Source organism: Paenibacillus sp. AR247, assembly GCF_002968895.1.
In the GTDB taxonomy this organism is placed as follows: Bacteria; Bacillota; Bacilli; order Paenibacillales; family Paenibacillaceae; genus Paenibacillus_AQ; species Paenibacillus_AQ favisporus.
Map to the genome: position 1 here is coordinate 525,581 of NZ_PCZT01000012.1, position 21,195 is coordinate 546,775.

The 21,195-nt window shown below is 52.8% G+C and carries 24 protein-coding genes and 2 pseudogenes; 25 read left to right on the top strand and 1 reads right to left on the bottom strand.

Features of this window, described 5'->3' with window-relative positions; all coding sequences use genetic code 11:
- Nucleotides 1–131: 131 nt before the first annotated feature.
- From CPT76_RS24005 to CPT76_RS24095, 19 genes and pseudogenes are all read left to right on the top strand, one after another.
- A complete protein-coding gene (locus tag CPT76_RS24005; RefSeq protein ID WP_181153011.1) occupies nt 132–785 on the top strand; it encodes a flagellar brake protein in 654 nt (217 codons plus the stop codon).
- Between the two features lie 69 nt (nt 786–854).
- The gene (locus CPT76_RS24010; protein WP_145131968.1) at nt 855–1,076 is read left to right on the top strand and encodes a hypothetical protein; all 222 of its coding nucleotides are present in this window, start codon (nt 855–857) and stop codon (nt 1,074–1,076) included.
- 106 nt (nt 1,077–1,182) lie between these two features.
- Nucleotides 1,183–1,887: a (d)CMP kinase gene (gene cmk / locus CPT76_RS24015; protein WP_105444672.1), complete on the top strand. Its 705-nt coding sequence runs from the start codon at nt 1,183–1,185 to the stop codon at nt 1,885–1,887.
- 2 nt (nt 1,888–1,889) lie between these two features.
- Nucleotides 1,890–2,482: pseudogene (locus CPT76_RS24020) on the top strand (lysophospholipid acyltransferase family protein).
- A 123-nt stretch (nt 2,483–2,605) separates the two neighbouring features.
- Complete coding sequence (rpsA, locus tag CPT76_RS24025; protein ID WP_105444673.1) at nt 2,606–3,835, top strand: 30S ribosomal protein S1; 1,230 nt, start codon at nt 2,606–2,608, stop codon at nt 3,833–3,835.
- 253 nt (nt 3,836–4,088) lie between these two features.
- Complete coding sequence (der, locus tag CPT76_RS24030; protein WP_105444674.1) at nt 4,089–5,411, top strand: ribosome biogenesis GTPase Der; 1,323 nt, start codon at nt 4,089–4,091, stop codon at nt 5,409–5,411.
- An 11-nt stretch (nt 5,412–5,422) separates the two neighbouring features.
- Complete coding sequence (gene plsY / locus CPT76_RS24035) at nt 5,423–6,046, top strand: glycerol-3-phosphate 1-O-acyltransferase PlsY (RefSeq protein ID WP_105444675.1); 624 nt, start codon at nt 5,423–5,425, stop codon at nt 6,044–6,046.
- Nucleotides 6,036–7,076, top strand: a complete 1,041-nt coding sequence (locus CPT76_RS24040) for an NAD(P)H-dependent glycerol-3-phosphate dehydrogenase (protein WP_105444676.1) — start codon at nt 6,036–6,038, stop codon at nt 7,074–7,076. The genes plsY and CPT76_RS24040 overlap by 11 nt, the downstream gene beginning before the upstream one ends.
- A 70-nt stretch (nt 7,077–7,146) precedes the next feature.
- Nucleotides 7,147–7,422, top strand: coding sequence for a stage VI sporulation protein F (locus CPT76_RS24045; protein ID WP_076170083.1), 276 nt, complete (start codon nt 7,147–7,149; stop codon nt 7,420–7,422).
- Between the two features lie 224 nt (nt 7,423–7,646).
- Nucleotides 7,647–7,826 carry a DUF2768 family protein gene (locus CPT76_RS24050; protein ID WP_076170084.1) on the top strand — a complete coding sequence of 60 codons (180 nt, stop codon included), beginning with the start codon at nt 7,647–7,649 and terminating at the stop codon, nt 7,824–7,826.
- Nucleotides 7,827–7,849: 23 nt separating this feature from the next.
- Nucleotides 7,850–8,152, top strand: a complete 303-nt coding sequence (locus CPT76_RS24055) for a 2Fe-2S iron-sulfur cluster-binding protein (protein WP_089548059.1) — start codon at nt 7,850–7,852, stop codon at nt 8,150–8,152.
- Nucleotides 8,153–8,179: 27 nt separating this feature from the next.
- On the top strand, nt 8,180–8,821 hold the full coding sequence (locus tag CPT76_RS24060; RefSeq protein WP_105444677.1) for a nucleotidyltransferase family protein: 642 nt from the start codon (nt 8,180–8,182) through the stop codon (nt 8,819–8,821).
- Nucleotides 8,818–9,177 (top strand): 2Fe-2S iron-sulfur cluster-binding protein, encoded by a 360-nt coding sequence (locus CPT76_RS24065; RefSeq protein ID WP_105444678.1) that lies wholly within the window; start codon nt 8,818–8,820, stop codon nt 9,175–9,177. The genes CPT76_RS24060 and CPT76_RS24065 overlap by 4 nt, the downstream gene beginning before the upstream one ends.
- Nucleotides 9,178–9,255: 78 nt before the next feature.
- Entirely contained in the window at nt 9,256–10,017 is a 762-nt protein-coding gene (locus CPT76_RS24070) for a DUF3939 domain-containing protein (protein WP_258168755.1), read from the top strand.
- Nucleotides 10,018–10,495: 478 nt separating this feature from the next.
- Complete coding sequence (spoIVA, locus tag CPT76_RS24075; RefSeq protein ID WP_076170087.1) at nt 10,496–11,974, top strand: stage IV sporulation protein A; 1,479 nt, start codon at nt 10,496–10,498, stop codon at nt 11,972–11,974.
- 284 nt (nt 11,975–12,258) lie between these two features.
- The gene (locus tag CPT76_RS24080; protein WP_105444679.1) at nt 12,259–13,335 is read left to right on the top strand and encodes a sugar ABC transporter substrate-binding protein; all 1,077 of its coding nucleotides are present in this window, start codon (nt 12,259–12,261) and stop codon (nt 13,333–13,335) included.
- 215 nt (nt 13,336–13,550) lie between these two features.
- A pseudogene (locus CPT76_RS24085) lies at nt 13,551–15,046 on the top strand (sugar ABC transporter ATP-binding protein).
- Nucleotides 15,036–16,022: an ABC transporter permease gene (locus CPT76_RS24090; RefSeq protein ID WP_105444680.1), complete on the top strand. Its 987-nt coding sequence runs from the start codon at nt 15,036–15,038 to the stop codon at nt 16,020–16,022. The pseudogene CPT76_RS24085 and the gene CPT76_RS24090 overlap by 11 nt, the downstream one beginning before the upstream one ends.
- 170 nt (nt 16,023–16,192) lie before the next feature.
- Entirely contained in the window at nt 16,193–16,465 is a 273-nt protein-coding gene (locus CPT76_RS24095) for an HU family DNA-binding protein (RefSeq protein WP_076170090.1), read from the top strand.
- A 45-nt stretch (nt 16,466–16,510) separates the two neighbouring features.
- Here the strand turns inward: CPT76_RS24095 and CPT76_RS37740 are convergent, their stop codons facing one another.
- On the bottom strand, nt 16,511–16,687 hold the full coding sequence (locus CPT76_RS37740) for a hypothetical protein (protein WP_167372869.1): 177 nt from the start codon (nt 16,685–16,687) through the stop codon (nt 16,511–16,513).
- Between the two features lie 104 nt (nt 16,688–16,791).
- Between CPT76_RS37740 and mtrB the strand changes: the two genes are divergently transcribed.
- The 6 genes from mtrB (at nt 16,792) to CPT76_RS24125 (ending at nt 21,025) form a co-directional block, all read left to right on the top strand.
- Nucleotides 16,792–17,025, top strand: coding sequence for a trp RNA-binding attenuation protein MtrB (mtrB, locus tag CPT76_RS24100; protein ID WP_076170091.1), 234 nt, complete (start codon nt 16,792–16,794; stop codon nt 17,023–17,025).
- A gap of 184 nt (nt 17,026–17,209) precedes the next feature.
- The gene (locus CPT76_RS24105) at nt 17,210–17,761 is read left to right on the top strand and encodes a hypothetical protein (protein WP_105444681.1); all 552 of its coding nucleotides are present in this window, start codon (nt 17,210–17,212) and stop codon (nt 17,759–17,761) included.
- Nucleotides 17,762–17,885: 124 nt separating this feature from the next.
- Nucleotides 17,886–18,767: a heptaprenyl diphosphate synthase component 1 gene (locus tag CPT76_RS24110; protein ID WP_105444682.1), complete on the top strand. Its 882-nt coding sequence runs from the start codon at nt 17,886–17,888 to the stop codon at nt 18,765–18,767.
- A gap of 8 nt (nt 18,768–18,775) precedes the next feature.
- Complete coding sequence (locus tag CPT76_RS24115) at nt 18,776–19,510, top strand: demethylmenaquinone methyltransferase (protein WP_076170190.1); 735 nt, start codon at nt 18,776–18,778, stop codon at nt 19,508–19,510.
- Entirely contained in the window at nt 19,503–20,375 is an 873-nt protein-coding gene (locus CPT76_RS24120) for a UbiA-like polyprenyltransferase (protein ID WP_105444683.1), read from the top strand. The genes CPT76_RS24115 and CPT76_RS24120 overlap by 8 nt, the downstream gene beginning before the upstream one ends.
- Entirely contained in the window at nt 20,372–21,025 is a 654-nt protein-coding gene (locus CPT76_RS24125) for a UbiX family flavin prenyltransferase (protein ID WP_105444684.1), read from the top strand. Before CPT76_RS24120 ends, CPT76_RS24125 begins: the two co-directional genes overlap by 4 nt.
- Nucleotides 21,026–21,195: the final 170 nt, after the last annotated feature.

Here is a 21,195-nt window from a genome sequence, read left to right on the forward strand (position 1 = left end):
TCAAGTGATGAGCAAAGCCTCTCGGATCAGCCGAGGGGCTTTTTTTATTGCGCAAAAACACTGCTTACCTATGAACAAAGACATGGTATAATCAGGATAGAATGCTATTTTACAGGCTGGCGGTGAGTTTGTTGTTTCCTAAAATCAGCGATCAATTGTTTATCTCCGTGGATTCCGGAGACCAGAAAGAAGCGGGGATGGAGTACAAGTCCCGCATCACGGATTTGGATGACGAGTCCATTCTGATGGAGGTGCCCATCCAGGAAAAGACCGGGCAGCTGAAGCGGCTGCACATGGGTGACGAGCTTTCGGTGTATTTTTTGACCGACGGCGGCGTTAAAAATTTTTTCAATACTTACGTGCTGGGCTTCAAGGAAGACGTCGTCCGCATGGTGCGGATCCGCAGGCCTGAGCCCGAGTCGATCGGCAAAGTCCAGCGACGAAGTTTTTTGCGCGTCAATGCCGGATTGGAGGTGGCGGTTCAGACCGAACACAATATCCGCTTCGTCACGCGTACAGAAGATGTCGGCGGGGGCGGCATTTCTTTTTATAGCGACGCCGACAAGGCGATCCGTGAAGGGGACATGCTGTCCTGCTGGGTGCTCGTACCGTATAAGAACGGAAACCTGGAGCACGTTCCGTTTAAGGGCAGCGTCGTTCGGATCCAGCAGCTCGAAAACGGTCGGAAAATCGTGATGCTGAAGTTTGAAGCGATTACGGATATGGAACGGCAAAAGCTGATCCGGTACTGCTTCGAGCGCCAGTTTGATTTTCGGAACCGCTGAGAGATCGGGTGAGGGAATATTTTGTTTTGCCAAGGATACACTAGTAGGAAAATTCAGGGAGTGTATCTGATGGATGAACAGGATCGCGTTCGGCAGTATCTCCGGCTGTTCGGGGAATGCTTTGACGTTTTGTCCAAATGGGTGAAAAGGGCTTTGATTGTGCTAGTCGTTATGCTGATCCTCATACAGGGGGCGCTTCATATCAAGCCGGTCAGACCTTACTTGTCCCCGGTGTACAAGCTTGACGGTATCCCTGTCAAAGAGCGGGATGTCAGGGATTGGAAAGAGTAAAATGGGTGGACGTTTTTGCATCGGAATAGGTTGTGTGGTATAATTTTCTCGACGCAGGCAATGCCTGCTTTTTTCTTGAGGCTTATGTTTGAGGAGGAATGCCCCTTTGGTTAGGCAGGGGACAGAGGATAACTTGAAAATCAACATTGCGATCGATGGACCTGCCGGAGCCGGCAAAAGCACGATTGCCCGCCTGGTGGCGAGAGCCCTCTCGTACATATACGTGGACACCGGAGCCATGTATCGGGCCGTAACGTGGTTTATGATGGAGCAAGGAATTGGACCGGAATTTCCTGAAAAAGTGCTTCAACTCACCCAAAAGATGGTGATTGAATTAATACCCGGGGAAGACGGGCAGAAAGTTCTGGTCAACGGCGAAGATGTGACCCCTTACATCCGTTCTTTGCAGGTGAACGGGATGGTATCCCAATACTCGCGAATTGAAGGAGTAAGACGCCACCTCGTTGCGCTGCAGCAGCAGATGGCTCTGCACAAAGGCATAGTGATGGATGGACGAGATATCGGAACGACCGTGCTTCCCGATGCCGAAGTGAAGATTTTCATGACGGCAAGCGTCAAAGAGCGTGCTCTCCGCCGGTACAAGGAAATGAACGATGCGGAAGGATTGACACTTGAACAGCTTGAGAAGGATATCGAAAGACGTGACCGTCTGGACGCAGAGCGCGAAATTTCGCCGCTTCGCTGCGCCGATGACGCCATTGTCCTGGATACGACTCACATGGATATACCTCAGGTTGTCGACACCATCGTTGATTACTGCAAAACGTACAGGGGTGGGGAGAAGAATTGAAGATTTACGTTTTTTGCCGGGATATCCTTAGGGCAATATTCACCTTGTTGTACCGCTTTGAAGCGGTCGGCACGGAGAATATCCCCAAAGAAGGCGGGGTGCTGCTCTGCTCCAATCACAAAAGTCTGCTCGATCCGATATCCGTAGGGATCAAGGTGAAGCGGCAGGTCAAGTTCATGGCCAAGGAAGAATTGTTCAAAGTTCCCGTACTGGGATGGCTGATCACCCAGTTTGGAGCGTTTCCCGTCAAGCGGGGGGGAGTCAGCAAAGAGTCCTTCAAGACCTCCATCTCCATTTTGCGCGGCGGTGAAATCATGGGCATCTTTCCGGTAGGCACGCGCTTCTCCGATACTGGCGCCGCCAAGAAAGGGGCTGCCATGTTTGCGCTTCGCGGCAATGCCGCCGTCGTGCCGGCCGCGATTATCGGCGATTACAAGATTTTCAGAAAAAATGAAAATCGTGTAGTGGACAACCTATCGTCCTGGATGACCTGAAAAGCGGCGAGGTGGATGGCGATCCGCTCGAGCTGGTGACAGAACGCATCATGGACCGGATCCATGAAATGGAGAAGACCGGAAGACCTTCGGGGAATTAGCCGGGCGTGCATGAACACAAGCACTTATTGGAAACATATGATTCGTACTGCTTTATGATGTTTTGAACTCTGCGTCAGCAGGTTTGAATAAATGGGTTTTTTTGAATTGAGGAGGGTATTGACATGTCGGAAGAAACGAAAAATCAAGAAACTGCAGAAGCGGTAAACCAAGAGGAATTGGATCAATTCGTATCCTTGAAAAAAGGGGACACCGTGAAAGGCACGATCGTCAAACTGGAGGACAACCAAGCTTATGTAAGCATTGGATATAAATATGACGGCGTCATTCCGGTCCGCGAACTGTCTTCCGTACACCTTGACAACGCATCCGAAGCGGTGCAGGTTGGTCAGGAAGTGGAATGCAAGGTTGTCAGCATCGACGACGAGAAGGAAAGACTCGTTCTTTCCAAGCGCGCGATCGACAGCGAAAATGCTTGGGATGAGCTTGAGAAGCATTTCGAAGCTCAGGACGCTTTCGAAGTTACCGTAGCTGACGTGGTGAAAGGCGGTCTCGTCGCAGACGTAGGCGCACGCGGATTTATCCCGGCTTCCATGGTAGAGCGTCATTTCGTTGAAGACTTCAGCGACTATAAAGGCCGCACGCTACGCGTGAAGGTAAAAGAGCTTGACCGTGAGAACAACAAAGTGATCCTGTCGCAAAAAGACGTTCTCGAAGAAGAGTTCGAAGCCAACAAGCTAAAAGTGATGGGTGAACTCCAAGAAGGACAAGAAATCGAAGGTACAGTGCAGCGTCTGACTCAATTCGGCGCCTTTGTTGACGTGGGCGGCGTTGACGGACTGGTTCACGTGTCCGAAATGGCTTGGCATCATGTTGACAAACCTTCCGATGTCGTGTCCGAAGGCGACCAAGTGAAGGTAAAAGTGCTCAAAGTTGATCCGGAAAAAGGCAAAATCAGCCTGAGCATCAAGGCTGCCCAGCCAGGACCATGGGAATCCGCAGCCGACAAGTTCCATACCGGCGATGTAGTTACAGGCGAAGTGAAGCGTCTTGTCACTTTCGGTGCTTTCGTTGAGCTGGCGCCAGGTGTCGAAGGACTTGTTCATATTTCGCAAATTTCCCATAAGCACATCGGCACACCGCATGAAGTGCTCAAAGAAGGCCAAGAAGTTCAAGTCAAAATCTTGGACATCAACACGGCTGAAAAGCGCGTAAGCCTGAGCATCAAGGAAACCGAGGAAGCTCCTGCGGCAGCTCCAAGACCGGAAAGAGCACCGAAGAGCAGCGCGCACAAGGATGATCTGAAAGACAACCCGAACGTATCGCTCAGCAACCAAGGCCTCAGCATTACACTCGGTGAACGTTTTGGAGACAAACTCAGCAAATTTAAATGATTTGGGCCTCCAAAATTGAAATCGGTGAACCCTTACACGGGTTTACCGATTTTTTTTTAGATCAGCAAGTATGCTGACTTGGGCCAAATTGGTTCAAAATGTTCGATCTTTAAAGCCAAAGAATCGGCCATGCATGGTTCTGTGTATGCTTAGGAAAAATACAATTAACATTCGGCTATTCCTATGAAAGGTTAGCCAAAAGAAACGTTTTTTGCTATGATGATTATCGTAAGAATTGACAGGAGGAGTGACTATGGCAAGACCCGTAGTGGCAATCGTGGGCAGGCCTAATGTGGGGAAATCCACCATTTTTAACCGTTTGGTCGGGGACAGGCTGGCCATTGTAGAAGATAAGCCGGGCGTGACGCGTGACCGGATTTACAGCGTTGCCGAATGGAACGGCAAACCTTTCAGTGTCATTGACACGGGAGGTATTGAAATTGACGGTGACGATGTAATATTGAAATCGATCCGTATGCAGGCTGAGCTTGCTATCGAAGAAGCCGACGTCATCGTCTTTATGTGCGATGCCAAGAGCGGCGTAACCCAATCTGATGAAGAAGTAGCCCAGATGCTTTTCCGGTCCGGAAAACCGATCGTGCTGGCCGTAAACAAAGTGGACAATTTGCAGCGCAATGACGACATTTACGAGTTTTACAGCCTCGGTTTTGGGGACCCGATCGCGATATCCGGCAGTCACGGAACCGGGATCGGCGATCTTCTGGACGCTATTGTAGATATTTTGCCAGACCTGACGGATGACGAGTACGATGAGGACGTGATTCGGGTTGCACTGATCGGACGGCCGAATGTCGGCAAATCGTCGCTCGTTAATGCGATCCTTGGCGAAGAACGCGTCATTGTCAGCGATATTGCGGGAACGACCCGGGATGCCATTGACACTCCGTTTGAGCGGGACGGGCAGCGTTACGTGCTGATCGATACCGCCGGTATGCGCAAACGCGGAAAAGTATACGAAACGACCGAGAAGTACAGCGTTATGCGGGCGATGCGCGCTATCGAAAGAGCGGATGTGGTGCTTGTCGTCATTAACGGCGAAGAAGGGATCATCGACCAGGATAAGCATATTGCTGGTTACGCTTACGAGGCCGGCAAAGCTTCTCTTTTTGTCGTCAATAAATGGGACGCCGTCGAGAAGGATGACAAGACGATGCACCAGTTTGAGAAAAAGATCCGCGATCACTTCCTGTTTATGACCTATGCGCCAGTTCTGTTTCTGTCCGCCAAAACGAAGCAGCGGCTCCACAAGCTTCTGCCGGTCGTTCAGCACGTCGCCGAGCAGCATTCGCTGCGGGTGCAGACGCATCTCTTGAATGACGTCGTATCCGACGCCGTGGCGATTAATCCGCCTCCGACGGACAAGGGGCGCCGCCTGCGTATCAACTATGCGACGCAGGTTGCGGTCAAGCCGCCGACGATGGTCATTTTCGTGAACGATCCGGAACTGATGCACTTCTCTTACGAGCGTTATTTGGAGAACAAGATCCGGTCTGCTTTTGATTTTGAAGGAACGCCTATACGCATCTTTACTCGGCGCAAATCGGATGAAAGTTAGGGGAGAATAGCTTGGTTCTACAGATCATCGCCATTATACTGAGTTACTTGCTCGGCTCCATCAGCTTCAGCGTTGTCCTTGCCAAGCTGCTGAAAGGGATCGACATCCGCCAGCACGGCAGCGGTAATGCGGGAGCGACGAATACGCTGCGCATACTGGGGAAGGGACCGGCCGTTCTAGTTCTGGCGCTCGACGTTCTCAAAGGAATCGCGGCGGTCTGGATCGGCGTGTGGTTGGGCGGAGGCGAGGCATGGGTTCCCGCATTATGCGGCATCGGTGCGATCGTCGGGCATAACTGGCCGGTGTATTTTCATTTCCGTGGGGGTAAAGGCATTGCGACGACTATTGGCGTCATGGCGACACTGAGCTTTCTGCCAGCACTGTATGCCGGCATTATCGCCATTCTGCTGATCGTGGTTACACGGTACGTGTCGCTGGGATCGCTGGTGTTCGTGGCGCTTACGCCTGTATTTTTGCTCATTTTGGGTTATGCCTGGCCGATTTTTTGGACCAGTCTCATTATTTGTTTATTTGCCTTCTGGAGACATCGGAGCAATATTGTGAAAATTCTTCAGGGCCGGGAAAACAAAATCGGATCCGGAGGGCCCAAAGGGGGTAAAGGGATTGTCAAATAAAGTGGCTGTATTGGTCGCAGGCAGCTGGGGAACGGCTTTGGCCAGCGTGCTGGCTGCAAACCATCCGGAGGTGGTGCTGTGGAGCCGAAATCCGGATCAGGTCAAGGAAATCAATGAGCAGCATACCAACAACCGCTATCTGCCGGACGCTCAGCTGCCGGTCAATCTGAAAGCGACAAGCGACATGGGGGAAGCGGTGTCGGGGGCGAAGGCCGTAGTTATCGTTGCCCCATCCAAAGCGATGCGGCAGGTGGCGCGGGACTTAAGCGCTCATTGGCAGAAGGAAATGCTCGTGATCCATGCGACGAAAGGTTTTGAGACCGAAACGTTGAAGCGGATGTCTACGGTCATCGCTGAAGAGCTGGGCTGCGAAGAGGGAAGAATCGTAGTCATGTCCGGTCCAAGCCATGCGGAGGAAGTCGTCAAGCGGTGCCCGACCACCGTTGTGGTCGCTTCACTGACCGAGAGCGAGGCGGTCGCCGCGCAGGACTTGTTTATGAATTCCGACTTCCGCGTATACACCAACCGGGATATGGTCGGGGTCGAGCTCGCGGGAGCGCTGAAGAATATCATTGCCCTCGGCGCGGGCATGTCGGATGGACTTGGCTTCGGGGACAACGCAAAAGCGGCGCTGCTGACGCGAGGTTTGGCTGAAATCACCCGGATCGGCGTCGAAATGGGAGCGAACCCGCTCACGTTCTCCGGCCTCGCGGGCGTAGGGGACCTGGTGGCCACGGCAACGAGCAGGCACAGCCGGAACTGGCGCGCAGGCTCCATGCTCGGTCAAGGCAAAAACCTCGATGAGGTGCTGGATTCGATGGGCATGGTGGTGGAAGGTGTCCGGACGACCCAAGCGGCGCATGACATCTCAAAAAAATACGGCGTACAGATGCCGATAGCCGATCAGCTGTACCATGTGCTCTTTTTGAACCGGAATCCGCGCATTGCCGTCGAGGCGCTCATGGGCCGGGACCCGAAGACCGAAATGGAGACGATGAAGCTGGAAACGTGGGAGCAGTGGCACCGTTAATGCTTATTCACCTTTTTCCGCACTTCCTCATATATTAGGGTTGAGGAATGCCGGAGGAGGGGAGAAGACATTGAGCAAAAACATTTCTAGGGATGCGCTGAAGGCGATCAATAAGAAAACGGGTAAAAACATCTCTGAAAGTGCCGTCAAAAAACTGGCCAGCACGGTTAAGCCGTCGACCATGCAAAACGAGGCCCAGCTCCGTCAGCTGATTAAACAAGTATCCGCGATGGCTAACGTTCCCGTCAGCGAGGAAACCATCAAGGATATCATCAGCGCCGTGAAGAAAAGCGGGATGAATCCTGAAAACATGGAAGCGTTGATGAAAATGATGATGAAGAAATAATCATATAGGTCAGACGAAAAAAGAGCATGAAGTCTTTGGAGCCGGAGGCTGCAGGGCTTTTCGCTCTTTTTTTATATGTGTCAAATCGTCTGTGCCGTTCCGATGAGAGGAAGAAGTACGGGGACTGCTGACCGAGCCTTACTTTGTGGGCGCATTTTGCGAAATTGGACAAGTTTCGTGTTATAATACGGTTAATGATGGAACAGATTGGAGAGTTTTAGCGTATGGATCCAATGACAAAAATGTGGGTATCCCTGATCGCCATCTTGATTATGGGGCTATCCGTCTTTCTCATTACCTTCGCCCGAACCAAAACAAAGGGGGTTCTTCGGGGAGCCCTCTCTTTGGTCGCATTTGTCATTATGGTGGTCGGATTTTTGGGCGGAATGGCAGCATTAATGTAGCAAAGGAACGGTGGATAACGAACATGGAAGCAGCATTACAGCTAATTGGAAGAACAATCGAGAAAACCGTCGTGCCTGAACCGGGCAAAAGCATCCTTCAGCATGCGAAGGACAACAAAGTGGACTGGCAGCACCTCTGCACCCGCGGTACCTGTGCCCGCTGCCGCTGTCTGATTTCCGAGGGGGCAGAGCACCTGGAGGAACCGACGAAAGCGGAACATCTTCGCCTCGACCCGGAAGAGTTTGACGAGGGCTATCGTCTAGGGTGCCAAGCCGTGGTCAAGACGGCGGGTAAAATCGTTGCCCGAAACAAAACGTATTTTTAAATGGACCGGAAGATTGGAGTGTGTGCCGTGCAGATCCCAGCCGAATTACAGCAAGCGCTGCATGACGCCTCTCATGCGCTGTCGCAAACCTCATCCTGCTGGTTAATTGGCGGAAGCTGCGGGCTTTTGCTGCAGGACGTGCATTTGGATAAACCGCCACGCGATATTGACATCTACGCCGATTCGGCCTCCGTATCGGAGCTTCATCATGCCCTCGCAGGGCGGGCGGTGGATCAGCCGGTCCTGAGCGTTACGGATCAATACAGGTCCGTGTTAAGCCATTATAAGTTGAGCCGGTACACGCTGGAACTGGTGGGAGGGTTCGAAGTTCAGGCGGAGGGTTCGCATTATAAGGTTGAAATTAACCGGAGGCTGGCCCCTGCGGGCGTCCATGCGAAACTAAACACAATACGGATTCCGCTGATGCCGCTCAGCCATGAGCTGCTGTTTAATGTGCTTCGGAAGCGGGAGGACCGGTACACGGCGATTGCCGCTGCCATGCGGGCAGATTTGCAGGCCCATTTACCGCTTCTTGAAGATCTACTCATGGATAATGCGTTCCAATCCGAGCACATTCAGATCATTTCCCAACTGCTCCATACCGAGTCGTTAGTACGATTTGCGGTAAACGGGCGGGATTTAGGCCATGCCGGGCGGGAACGCCAATGAACCATAAAGTTACGTTCCAGCCGTCAGGCAAAAGCGTTCTCGTCCGTGAAGGCATATCGCTGCTCCATGCGGCCAGGGATGCAGGTGTATACATACCCACACGATGCGGGGGCAAAATGGGTTGTTTGATGTGCAAAGTTCAGGTTGACGCCGCCAGCGCCGGACAGCTTACCCCTCCCGCCGAGGCGGAGAAGCGCAAGCTCGGCTCCCTGATCCGCAGCGGCACCAGGCTCTCTTGTCAAGCCAGAGTGCGCGGGGCTGTGACTGTGACAGTCCCGGAAGACAAACTGAAGGCGGCGGTCCGCAAGCAGCTGGAAGCAGCAAGGAACCGTGACAGGGAGGAAGACCTGTGGTAGCGGCGGGCAGGACAAACACGTTACAGGCTGCTTGATGTATCAATCGGCTTTACTATATGCAAAGGGTGATATTTGTTGATGACATCGGCTTTGACCAACAAGATGATGAAGGGAGCCCGGAAGGCGGCGACGGCTGTCATGGTGCTGCTGTTGATCATGACCGCCACAGCCTGCATGTATCCGGATCAGAAGAGCGGTGAGACGAGGGTATCCTACCGTGAAAGCGTGAAGCGCATCCAGTCCGCGATGGACGATTTTCAAAAGGATCAGGGGATCCTGCCGATCATCAATGCGGATGAAACGACGCCGCGCTTTGAGAAGTTCCGCATCGACCTGGACCAGCTCCAAAAACGGGGCTACTTGGACGATATCCCGACGACCGCCTTTGAGAAAGGCGGAAGCGCATACTTCCTGGTACAGAACGAAGAGACCGACCCGACCGTTAAGGTCATGGATCTCGTCACGGTGCAAAAGGTCAACGACGTGCAGCGGGCTGTCGATTTGTATAAGTCCAAGCATGATGGGCAGCTGCCGGCCGGCGAAGAAATTTATCCCGGGATCCATACTGTTGACCCGGATCTGGCCGGCACAAACAATGTTGAGCTGAAGAGCGTATATTCGGGTCAGGACATGAGCTTTATCATGGATGCCCAGGGCGTGGTTTATGCGGATTATGCGTTTGATATTATGCAGCTGATTGACAAGGAAGGCGTGAAGCCTTCCAAAGACGAGGATTTACGAGATTACCTGATCAAGTCTTCCGATTATGTGCCGGTAAAGTCGCTGCCGTACGAGTGGTCAGGGGATGCGCCAGTCGCCAAATCGGAGACAGGGGCGTGAAGCTGATCGTACAGATTGGAAGAGAAAGGCCTGCTGGAAACAGCGGGTCTTTTTTTATGCGTATTGCTATGTTTTTCGGGATTCCCGCTAGCAAAACAGCATCAACAAGCGGATGAGCGGCTGTGTGGCTGTGCACAAGTAGTTATGTTGTGCTGCATGCTTCATATACATATTTATTTCTGCCCCGGCATATATCTGAGAGGGATGACGAGGGGCATGCGAACGACGCAGGATTATATGAATTTTATTCCGAATACCCGTCATATTGTTTTTAATAGGTACATACTATGATACTAGTCCAAATGCCTACGGAGTAACGCCGCTTTGCCGTTTCCCATCCTACCTGACTACCGGCGGCGGACTACTGACGACATTGTAAGGCTCCAATCCGTTGCAATGGCTCGAGGCTCCAGATGGAACACGAAGCGGATGCTCTTAAAGCATTTTTCCTTCGGAGTAAATGAGGAGGGGATCTCTTTTGGAAAAAGTGGACATTTTTAAAGACATTGCCGAACGAACTGGCGGGGACATTTACCTGGGTGTCGTCGGCGCCGTCCGCACAGGAAAGTCAACATTTATTAAACGGTTTATGGAAACAATCGTACTGCCGAACATTGCAAGCGAAGCAGACCGCGCCAGAGCGGTCGATGAGCTCCCGCAGAGCGCTGCCGGGAAGACGATTATGACCACTGAGCCGAAGTTTGTACCGAACAATGCGGTGCAGCTGAAGGTCACCGAAGGTCTGGAAGTGAACGTCCGCCTTGTGGACTGCGTAGGTTACGCGGTGGAAGGCGCCAAAGGCTATGAGGATGAAAACGGTCCGCGCATGATATCGACGCCATGGTTCGAGGAGCCGATCCCGTTCCAGGAGGCAGCCGAAATCGGGACGCGGAAAGTGATTCAGGAGCACTCCACGCTGGGCGTCGTAGTGACCACGGACGGCACGATTGCCGAAATTCCGCGCCACTCCTATGTGGAAGCCGAAGAACGCGTCGTCGCCGAGCTGAAGGAAGTCGGCAAGCCGTTTGTGCTGGTCATCAACTCCACGAAGCCGCGGAGTGAAGAAACGCTGCAGCTGCGCAATGAGCTCGCCGAGAAATACGACATTCCGGTCATGGCGCTCAGTGCGGCGACAATGACGGAGGATGACGTCACCGGCGTCCTGCGCGAAGTGCTGTACGAATTCCCGGTGCACGAAGTCAACGTCAACCTGCCTAGCTGGGTTATGGTGCTGAACGAGAAGCACTGGCTGCGCAGCAACTATGAAAATTCCGTACGCGATACGGTCAAGGATATCCGCCGTTTGCGCGACGTGGACCGGGTGGTTACCCAGTTCATGGACTACGACTTCATCAACCGCGCGGCGCTCAGCGGCATGAATATGGGCCAAGGGGTAGCCGAGATCGACCTGTTCGCTCCGGATGAACTGTACGATCAAATCCTGATGGAAGTGGTCGGCGTGGAAATCCGCGGCAAGGACCACCTGCTGCAGCTGATGCAGGAATTCTCGCATGCCAAGCGGGAGTACGACCGGTTCGCCGAGGCGCTGGAGATGGTCAAGACGACCGGTTACGGCATCGCCGCTCCGTCGCTTGCAGAAATGTCGCTCGATGAGCCGGAGCTGATCCGCCAAGGATCTCGTTTCGGGGTTCGCTTGAAGGCGACGGCGCCTTCGATCCATATGATCCGCGTCGATGTCGAGTCGGAATTCTCGCCGATCATCGGTACGGAGAAACAGTCCGAGGAACTCGTGCGCTACCTCATCCAGGACTTCGAAAACGATCCGATCAAGATCTGGGATTCAGACATTTTCGGCAGATCGCTGCACTCTATCGTACGGGAAGGCATTCAAGGCAAGATCGCCATGATGCCGGATAATGCGAGATATAAACTGCAGGAGACGCTCGGACGCATTATCAATGAAGGCTCTGGCGGATTGATCGCGATTATTTTGTAACCCATCAGCGTTAAGTGAAAACCGTAGGCAGGCGCCCGCTTGCTTGCGGTTTTTTTGGCTTGAATGCAGCAATGGATACCTGTCGATAGCAATTCCTGTTTTATACATAAAAATAAGCATATGGATGCTCAGAGCCGAGTTAAAGGACCGTTATAACAGGTTTTTTATGAAAAAAAGAAAGTATTTATACAAACTCTTAAAAACCTATTTACATACTTGGATATAGGCTTTATATTAGTGTATAACATTTTAACATAGTGAAGCTTTTAAGGGGGAAGAGAGAAATGCGTTTAAGAGGTAAAAAAAGGGGTTTCGTGTTGGTATCCGTCCTGCTGGTGCTGTCGATGGTGATGAGTGCCTGCGGTCATAACGCGCCGCCGGCATCGGACTCGGGGAGTGCATCCGGTGCAAACGCGGACAAGCCTCTGGCGGGCAAACGAGTTGCGCTTATCATGGAGTTTAACACAGGAACGTTTTCCCAGCAATACGTTCAAGGGGTAACCGAGGAAGTGGAGAAATTCGGCGGAAAGCTGACGAAGTTCGTGGCCGCCAACGATAAAGCAAAAATGGCGTCTCTGCTGGATTCGGCCATCACGCAGCATTTTGACTTGATTCTGACCGACCACGGTGATTCGCTCCTCGAACCGGGCCTTCGCAAGGCGGTGGAGCAGAAGATCCCTGTCGTCGTCTTCGACGCTGACGTGAATGTTCCCGGCGCAACCGTGCTCTCTCAGGACGACCAGAAGATGGCCGACTTGACGCTGCAGCAGATGAAGGAGGACATCGGAGGCAAGGGCAACATTGTTAAAGTATGGGTGGCCGGATTCGCACCGATGGAACGGCGCCAAACCTCTTACGCGAAATTTATGAAAGAGAATCCGGATATTAAGGAAATCGCTACGTTCGGCACGGCGAATAACCCGGCACTGGACACGCAGACCCAGATGGAAGCGATTCTGAAGCAGTATCCGAAGGGCCAGATTTCGGCCGTATGGGCTGCATGGGACGAGTTCGCCAAAGGGGCGGCGCGCGCCATCCAGCAGGCCGGACGCGATGAAATCAAGGTGTACGGTATCGATATGAGTGACGAGGACCTGCAAATGATCCAGGATCCTAGCAACCCGTGGGTCGCTTCCGCCGCTGTCGATCCAAAGGATATCGGACGCATCCAGGTCCGCTATGGCTACCAGAAGCTGCACGGGGATCAAACCGAGGACAAAGTCGTTCTGAATCCGGTGTACGTATCCCGCGACGCGCTTCCTAAGGAGCAAATTTCCACCACCGAGCTGTCCCAATACGTAGACGGCTGGGGTGCCAGCAAGCAAGGGCTTCAGGACTGGATGAACGAGTACAGCAAGTAAAAAAGATCCGGTCAAACGGGCAAATGCAAGTCTTGGGGTGGTGCTGAGGCGCTGCCCTTTTTCAGGAACAGGGGTTTAGCTTCACCCCACTTTGTGGGGCTTGTTATTTTGGGGCTCCCCGCAAAGTACCTGAATAATATTCGAAGCTTCACCCCACTTTGTGGGGTTACTTTTTGAAGGAGGAATGCCGTGTGGCTTCATCATTTCAGCTGGAAATGAGCGGAATCGGCAAACAATTTGGCGGCGTTCCTGCGCTGCATGCGGTGGATTTTACGGTTCACGGCGGCCAGATTCATGCGCTGCTTGGTGCCAATGGCGCCGGAAAGAGCACGTTGATGAAGATTCTGTCGGGCGCTTATCAGCCGGACAGCGGGCGCATTGCGGCTGACGGCACGGAGCTGCACATTACCTCTCCAGCCGCGGCCAAGCAGCACGGCATTCACTGCGTGTATCAGGAGGTCGATTCGGCCCTCGTCCCGCAGCTGAGCGTCGCCGAAAACGTCATGCTGGATGCCTTGTCTTCAGGCCGGGGAAGCATGTGGGTCAATTACCGGTCTATGGACAAACAGGTCAAGGCGATTTTATCCAGGCTGGATGACAGTATAGACATTCATAAAAAGGTGTACGAGCTGTCGCTTGCGCAAAAACAGATTGTCCTGCTGGCCCGCATTTTGTCCCAGGACGCCAAGGTGATTATATTCGACGAGCCGACTGCTCCGCTGAGCGACAGCGAATGCGAGGCTTTTTTCCGGATGATGCACTCGCTGAAAGACTCTGGTGTGGCGTGTATCTTTATTACACACCGCCTGCCGGAAGTGCTGCAGCACAGCGATATGGTGACCGTGATGCGTGACGGAAGGAAGGTTTACACCGGCCAGACACAGGAGATCACCGGGGAAGGCATTATCGGGCACATGCTCGGCAAAACGTTTGAAGAAGAGTTTCCGAAAAAGGATACTGTGATCGGGGACGTGCTCCTTCAGGCCGAAGGCGTCAAGCGCGGACACAAGGTGCGGGGCGCGGATCTTGAGGTCCGCCGCGGTGAAATTGTAGCTGTAGTCGGCCTGGTGGGCGCCGGTAAAACCGAACTGGCCCGGATCCTGAGCGGTGCGGATCAGCCGGACGAGGGAAGCATCCATCTGAAAGGGAGGAAGCTGTCGCTTAAGCAACCGGCGGACGCGGTATCCGCGGGAATCGTCTCCATCCCGGAGGAGCGCCGGAAAGAGGGAATCTTTATCCACGAATCGGTAGATTTGAACCTGTCCATACCGGTGTTGAATCAAGTCAGCAGGCTGGGGTTCATCTCGCGGAAGAAGGAGAAGGCTTTATCCGCCAAAATGATCGGGGCCCTCGGGGTCAAGGCTGCCTCCGGCAGCCAGCTGGTGAAGTTCCTGAGCGGCGGTAACCAGCAGAAGCTGGCGATCGGCAAATGGCTGGACAGCGGGGCAGAAGTTTTTATTTTGACGAACCGACCAAAGGGGTCGATATCGGCGCGAAAAGCGATATATTCCGCATCATCGGAGATTTGGCGGATGCCGGCAAGGGCATTTTGTATTTTACCTGCGAATTGGCAGAAGGACTGGGAATCGGCGACCGGATCGCCGTCATGAGCGGCGGAACCATCAGCAAAGTATTTGCTCGGGGAGAAGCGACGCAAGCCCAGCTCCTATATTATGCGAGCGGAGGCTTGGAGGAAGACCATGAAGGATAAACTGTTAAACTTGGCGTTCCGGTACGGGGCGGTTGTCGTTATCATCGGGGTTATTGCATTTTTTTCGTTCAGACTGCCTTATTTCTTCACGTACGGGAACCTGACCGACATTCTGGGCTCGATCACGATCGTGACCTTTGTGGCGATTGGGGTGACCTTGTCGCTGGTCGTGGACGGCTTTGACCTGTCGGTAGGCTCAACCGTGTCGCTGACCACCGTAGGCGCCGCGTCGCTGATGATATGGTATGAGCAGCCGCTGTGGGTCGTCATCATCGTGCCGCTCATCCTGGGTGCCGTCATCGGGCTCGTTAACGCATTCCTGATCGTCAAGCTGCGGATTCCGGATCTTCTGGCGACCCTTGCCGTGATGTACATTGTCGGCGGGATTCACAAAACGTATGCCGCGGGCTACACGATTTACAACCATATGGAATTCCCGGACGGCACCAAAGCCCCCGGCGAGATGAGCGCCGCCTTCCTGCAGCTTGGACAGGGCAAATGGTTCGGCATTCCGATTTCGGCCGTCCTCCTCATTATCGCTGTGGCGCTTGTGCATATTTTTCTGACGCGGACCAAATACGGCCGCCAAATGTACGTCACGGGCGGTAATGAGGAAGCGGCGCGCCTGTCCGGGATCAAGGTGAAAAGGGTGCGTACGCTGGCGTACGTCGCTTCCGGCGTGTTCGCCGCGATTGGCGGGATTATTTACGCCTCCCGGGTCGGATCCGGTCAAATTGACGCGGGATCGCCGCTCTTGATGGAATCCGTGGCGGCCGTGTTCGTCGGTTTTTCGGTCTTTGGCGCCGGCAAGCCCAACGTCATAGGCACGTTTATCGGGTCGGTATTGATCGGGGTACTGGTCAACGGACTGACCATGATGAATTTGCAGTATTTTACACATGATATCGTCAAAGGGATCGTTCTTGTCCTCGCTCTCGCCGTCACTTTTTACGTTTTGAACCGCTCGCGAACGTAAAACTCTTGAAATTCTGCGGTTGCTGTATTACTATAAGTTTGTTCCGCGCCTGCGGCTGAATACGGTCTATATGGCGATTCTATCTGTAAATCTCACAGATGAACGTATATTTTACGGCAAAACGGAAAGATTGATAACATCGATTTATTATTTTGGGAGGTGAAATGATAGTGAACAAGTCCGAACTGATTTCCCAAGTAGCTGAAACGACAGAACTGTCCAAGAAGGATGCGACGAAAGCGGTTGACGCTGTATTCGAATCCATCGCACAAGCTCTGCAAAACGGGGACAAAGTCCAACTCGTTGGATTTGGTAACTTTGAAGTGCGCGAGCGTTCCGCACGTAAAGGTCGCAACCCGCAAACCGGTGAAGAAATCGAAATCCCTTCGAGCAAAATTCCGGCATTCAAGCCTGGTAAAGCGCTCAAAGACGGAATTAAATAAGATTTCTACATATTCCATACGCAAGAAGAGGACCGTGACGCTCGTTCACGGCCTTTTCTTTTCTGTGGGGCTGACATGTCCTTCGAGAGGATTGCCGTTGTCGTCCTTTTCCGAATAGGCGATCAGGATGACGGGAGAACCCGTCAGCTGGCTCAGCTGCTGCTCGTATTCGCGAAGCTTGGAAATTTGCCCTTCCCGCAGGGGCGCCGGTTCATATTGCATGTTCTCAACTCCTTGGACTTTATTACATTGGGTAGTATAGCCACAGGATTTTAAAATAATTATACGCTGTGTGTAAGGCTCGCTGAAGAAAGGAGGATACACTCATGGAAAATAAAGGGAATACGGGGAATAGCGATTTTATCGTGATCAAGGCGAAGGATCAAGGGGTGCAGGTCATTGGACTAACCCGAGGCCAGGATACCCGGTTTCATCACACGGAGAAGCTGGACAAAGGCGAAGTGCTGATCGCCCAGTTTACGGACCATACCTCCGCCATTAAAATTCGCGGCAAAGCCGAAGTGTGGACGAAACACGGAAGTCTCGAAAGCGACAGCTAATAGCAAGGAGCTCAAAAAAACAGCTCTTGAATGCAAATGAGCTGCTGGTCAGGGAATGGCAACTTACCTTAAGCGCAATCTGTACAAACGCAGGCATAGCCTGCTTTTTTCGTTGTAGAATGAGGTATGGACAGCACGTGTCCGGACGAAACTAAGGGATACTATGACGATGGGAGGGCTGTACTTGAAACGATTTCTCATTCCTGGCCTGGTGCTAGCTGTTACGCTGGGCTCGGTCCTCATCCTGCCTGCGCTGTATCATGCGGAGCATACATTTGCCCGGGAAAGCCGGGCTTTGGCCGCGTTTCATCCCCAATCGGGCTGGACGCTCGACAATGCGAATATCGTGGATGCGCTGGACAGCCTTCCCCTGACGCTGCCGATCCGCAAGGTAGAGTGGGAATCCCGCGTGCTGACGGTCGACCTGAAGGTGGCCACGCCGGAGGTGTCCGTGTCTGAAATCTATTCGAATATCGCCGAGATCCTCTCATTTAGCTTTGACGGCACTTCCAATGTCGACCAGATTCTCCTTCGGCTCGTCGCAGAGGATAAATGGCTCGGCACGCGGCATCTGCTGCTGGCTGCCGATGTCCGGCGGACGGAGTGGAGTCCGGAGCTGAAACAGGCGCTTGGCGAAGCGGGAGAAGGCCCGCTTGCGGACGACATCAAAGCCCGATTCCACCTCACCGAAACGAAACTGTGGAGAGACCGGTTCGATCTGCAGGAAAACGGGTAAAAAGAAGTAAGCATACTGTGCGTGGTCTGACAAGTTGTGCTATAATAAAAAAGATTGTGAACAAAAGTTCTTGCTCGCAACAGACGACATAGAAGTGAGAAAGTTATAGGCTCGGAGGCTGACGATGAAACCGTACCGCATACCCCAACTAGCAAAGAAATATGTCGATTACGACATGATCCAAACTCATACGGAGCTGCCGCCCTATCCGGATGCCCGTGTTCATCTTCTATATATTTTTCTGAACCAGGGAAGCCGCAAGCCTTCCGTGCATACAGAGCTGCTGGCGCTTGTCACGTCGCTCGTTCAGATGGGTATTGACACGCATGAAACGATCGACACCATCCAGGGCAAACAGAACGAGGGAGAAATGCGTTCCCGTCAGCTTAAAGTGCTCGCGGGAGACTATTTCAGCAGCCGGTTCTATCAGCTTCTGTCCCAGAAGGGGCAAATCGAGGCCGTATCCATGCTGAGCGCGGCCATTTGCGATGTGAATATTTTGAAAATGAATCTGTACGGCAAAATGAAAAGCCTTCTCCTGTCAGCGGAGGAATACTTACGGCAACGGGTACAGCTGAATATGCAGCTGTTTCTTTCTTTTACCCCTTTTCTGGATGACTCGTTAAAGGAACTGTGGAAATCGCTTCTCCGCGGCTTCAGCGAATGCGAAACGGTCGTTCGGGAAATGCATCTGAGCTCAGGCTCGGAGCCGTTCTTGTACAGCTATTCGTTCTGGCACATCCTGGATGTGGCTTCGGATGAAGACAAGCTGGCCTTGAAGGAAAACCGGGTTGAGCCGAAAGACTGGAAGAAGATGCTGCTTAAGTACAAGGCCGGAGAACATTTGGCGGATAAGCTGCAGCAGGCGGTGAACAGCGTGCAGTCCATCCTGAAAATGGTTAAGGGAGACGGAATGTTCCGGGAGATCGGACAGGTGCTTGACCCGTTCCTTCGTCAGCTTAACACACCGGGATCCGCTGTAGGGGAGGGATTGGCGAGAGGATGAATACCAGCATGAGTGAACGGGACACGAAGACGGAAAACAAATACTCACATGTCCAATCCGTTTTTGAAAGCATTGCACCGAAGTACGATGTGATGAACGATATTATAAGCTTTCGCAGGCACAAGGCCTGGCGGAAGTTCACGATGAAGAAAATGGCGATGAAACCCGGAGATACGGCGGTTGACCTATGCTGCGGGACTTGCGACTGGACGTTGAGCATGGCGGAAGCCAGCGGCACGGGGCAGATGGTCGGCCTCGATTTCAGCCCGAACATGCTGAAGGTCGGCATGGACAAAATCAAGGCGAGACACCTCGAGGATCAGATTACGCTGGTTCAGGGGGATGCCATGAATTTGCCGTTTGAGGATAACCGTTTTGACTACGCCACCATCGGCTTTGGTCTGCGGAACGTGCCTGACCTGGTGCAGGTGCTGAAAGAAATGCAGAGGGTGGTCAAGCCTGGAGGCATGGTTGTATGCCTGGAGGTATCCAAGCCGACGTGGCAGCCTTTTAAAGGAATTTATTATTCTTATTTCAAGTATATACTGCCTGGACTCGGAAAGGTGTTGGCCAAAAGATATGAGCAGTACAAATGGCTGCCGGAATCGTTGGCTCTTTTCCCGGGAAGAGAGGAACTGGCAAGCATATTCCGCAGCATCGGTCTTCAGAATGTCGAAGCCTATCCCCTAACTGGCGGCGTCGCAGCATTACATATTGGGATCAAGGAGAATCGGCATGTTTAAGAAAATCGGCATTTTTCTAGAAATGATCAAAATTGAGCACACATTATTTGCGTTACCTTTTGCGTTTATGGGCGCGATCCTCGGATCGGTCGTCGTAAACGGTCACCTTCCATCATGGGCCCAGATCGGCTGGGTCCTGTTAGCCATGTTCGGGGCCAGAAGTGCAGCCTTCGGCCTGAACCGGATGATTGACCAGGTGATCGACAAGAAAAATCCGCGGACGGCAAACCGGGCCATTCCGGCAGGGCTGCTGAAAAGTGCGGAAGTGATCCTGTTTACAGTTGTTTGCTTCCTGCTTCTGCTGTGGGCGGCCTATGAGCTGTCTCCGCTGGCACTCAAGCTGCTTCCGATCGCCGTGTTTCTTCTCGTTATTTATTCCTATACGAAGCGGTTTACCTGGCTCTGCCATCTCGTACTCGGTCTGACGATCGCCCTGGCTCCGCTTGGCGGCTGGGTGGCCGTGACCAACGAAATCGACTGGCCGTCGATCGTTCTGTACGTATCGGTTGCCTTCTGGACTGCCGGCTTTGATATCATTTATGCGATCCAGGATATCGATTTTGACCAGAAGGAAGGCTTGTACTCCATTCCGGCGCGCTTCGGCGTCCGCAAGTCGCTGCTCATCGCACGGTATTTTCATTTCATTACCGCGATCGGATTCGTTATCCTGTTCTTTACGACCGAGCTGAGCTGGTGGTATTTTGCCGGGATGCTGATCGCCTATATTATTCTCTTTTACGAGCATTTTATTTTGTCCCCGAATGACATGAGCAAGCTGCAGGTCGCCTTCTTTACGATGAACAGCGTCCTCAGCATTCTCGTATTCGTATTCACCCTGATTGATTTGGTGGTGCAGTACTCGTGACGCAGACGGAGAACAAGAGAAGAAGCTGGGTCGTCGGGATTACCGGCGCCAGCGGTTCGGTGTATGGGGTTCGGTTAACGGAGGTTCTGCTGAAGCAGGGCTATGACGTGCACATCGTCGTCTCGAATGCAGGCTGGCGGGTGCTCGGCGAAGAGCTCGGCTGGAAAACAGCTCAAAGGGAGCTTGTGCTAAGCGAGAAATTTGGCGGCCATCCGGGCAGCGTCTATTACCATCCGGTGGCGGATATCGGAGCAACGATTGCCAGCGGCTCCTATCAGGTGGAGGGCATGGTGATTGCGCCGTGCTCGATGGGGACACTGTCCGCTGTAGCTAACGGATCGTCCGACAATTTGATGACCCGCGCTGCAGACGTCATGCTGAAAGAAGGAAGGCCGCTGATTTTGGTGCCTCGTGAGACGCCGCTTCATGCCATTCACCTGGAAAATATGCTGAAGCTCGCCAGGCTCGGAGTGAAGATGATTCCGGCGATGCCGGCTTTTTACTTTCACCCCCGGACGATCGAAGATTTGATCGACTTCCAGGTGGGGAAGGTGCTTGATATGATGCGGATCGAGCATGAGCTGTTCAGGCGTTGGGACGGCGGGCTGGCCGGACAGGCCAAAGCTGCAGAGTCCGGTACCAAACAATAGACAGTCCTCCAAACCCATTCGTGCAGCACGAATTGTATGCTATGATTTAAATAAGATGAAAATGAATGGAAGAACGCCAGTGCTCTTTGTTTCTGCTATGCGGGCCATGCTCAAGCCGATGATTTGAACATGAACGGACAGGGAAATGCGGAGTAACATTACGCTGATAC

What these genes read in the sequence shown, in the direction of transcription:
- CPT76_RS24010 (WP_145131968.1), top strand. Translation starts at nt 855, where the DNA reads ATGGATGAACAGGATCGCGTTCGGCAGTATCTCCGGCTGTTCGGGGAA.
- rpsA (WP_105444673.1), top strand. Translation starts at nt 2,606, where the DNA reads ATGTCGGAAGAAACGAAAAATCAAGAAACTGCAGAAGCGGTAAACCAA.
- der (WP_105444674.1), top strand. Translation starts at nt 4,089, where the DNA reads ATGGCAAGACCCGTAGTGGCAATCGTGGGCAGGCCTAATGTGGGGAAA.
- CPT76_RS24050 (WP_076170084.1), top strand. Translation starts at nt 7,647, where the DNA reads ATGGATCCAATGACAAAAATGTGGGTATCCCTGATCGCCATCTTGATT.
- CPT76_RS24055 (WP_089548059.1), top strand. Translation starts at nt 7,850, where the DNA reads ATGGAAGCAGCATTACAGCTAATTGGAAGAACAATCGAGAAAACCGTC.
- CPT76_RS24065 (WP_105444678.1), top strand. Translation starts at nt 8,818, where the DNA reads ATGAACCATAAAGTTACGTTCCAGCCGTCAGGCAAAAGCGTTCTCGTC.
- CPT76_RS24070 (WP_258168755.1), top strand. Translation starts at nt 9,256, where the DNA reads ATGACATCGGCTTTGACCAACAAGATGATGAAGGGAGCCCGGAAGGCG.
- CPT76_RS24080 (WP_105444679.1), top strand. Translation starts at nt 12,259, where the DNA reads ATGCGTTTAAGAGGTAAAAAAAGGGGTTTCGTGTTGGTATCCGTCCTG.
- CPT76_RS24090 (WP_105444680.1), top strand. Translation starts at nt 15,036, where the DNA reads ATGAAGGATAAACTGTTAAACTTGGCGTTCCGGTACGGGGCGGTTGTC.
- CPT76_RS37740 (WP_167372869.1), bottom strand. Translation starts at nt 16,687, where the DNA reads ATGCAATATGAACCGGCGCCCCTGCGGGAAGGGCAAATTTCCAAGCTT.
- mtrB (WP_076170091.1), top strand. Translation starts at nt 16,792, where the DNA reads ATGGAAAATAAAGGGAATACGGGGAATAGCGATTTTATCGTGATCAAG.
- CPT76_RS24110 (WP_105444682.1), top strand. Translation starts at nt 17,886, where the DNA reads ATGAAACCGTACCGCATACCCCAACTAGCAAAGAAATATGTCGATTAC.
- CPT76_RS24115 (WP_076170190.1), top strand. Translation starts at nt 18,776, where the DNA reads ATGAGTGAACGGGACACGAAGACGGAAAACAAATACTCACATGTCCAA.
- CPT76_RS24120 (WP_105444683.1), top strand. Translation starts at nt 19,503, where the DNA reads ATGTTTAAGAAAATCGGCATTTTTCTAGAAATGATCAAAATTGAGCAC.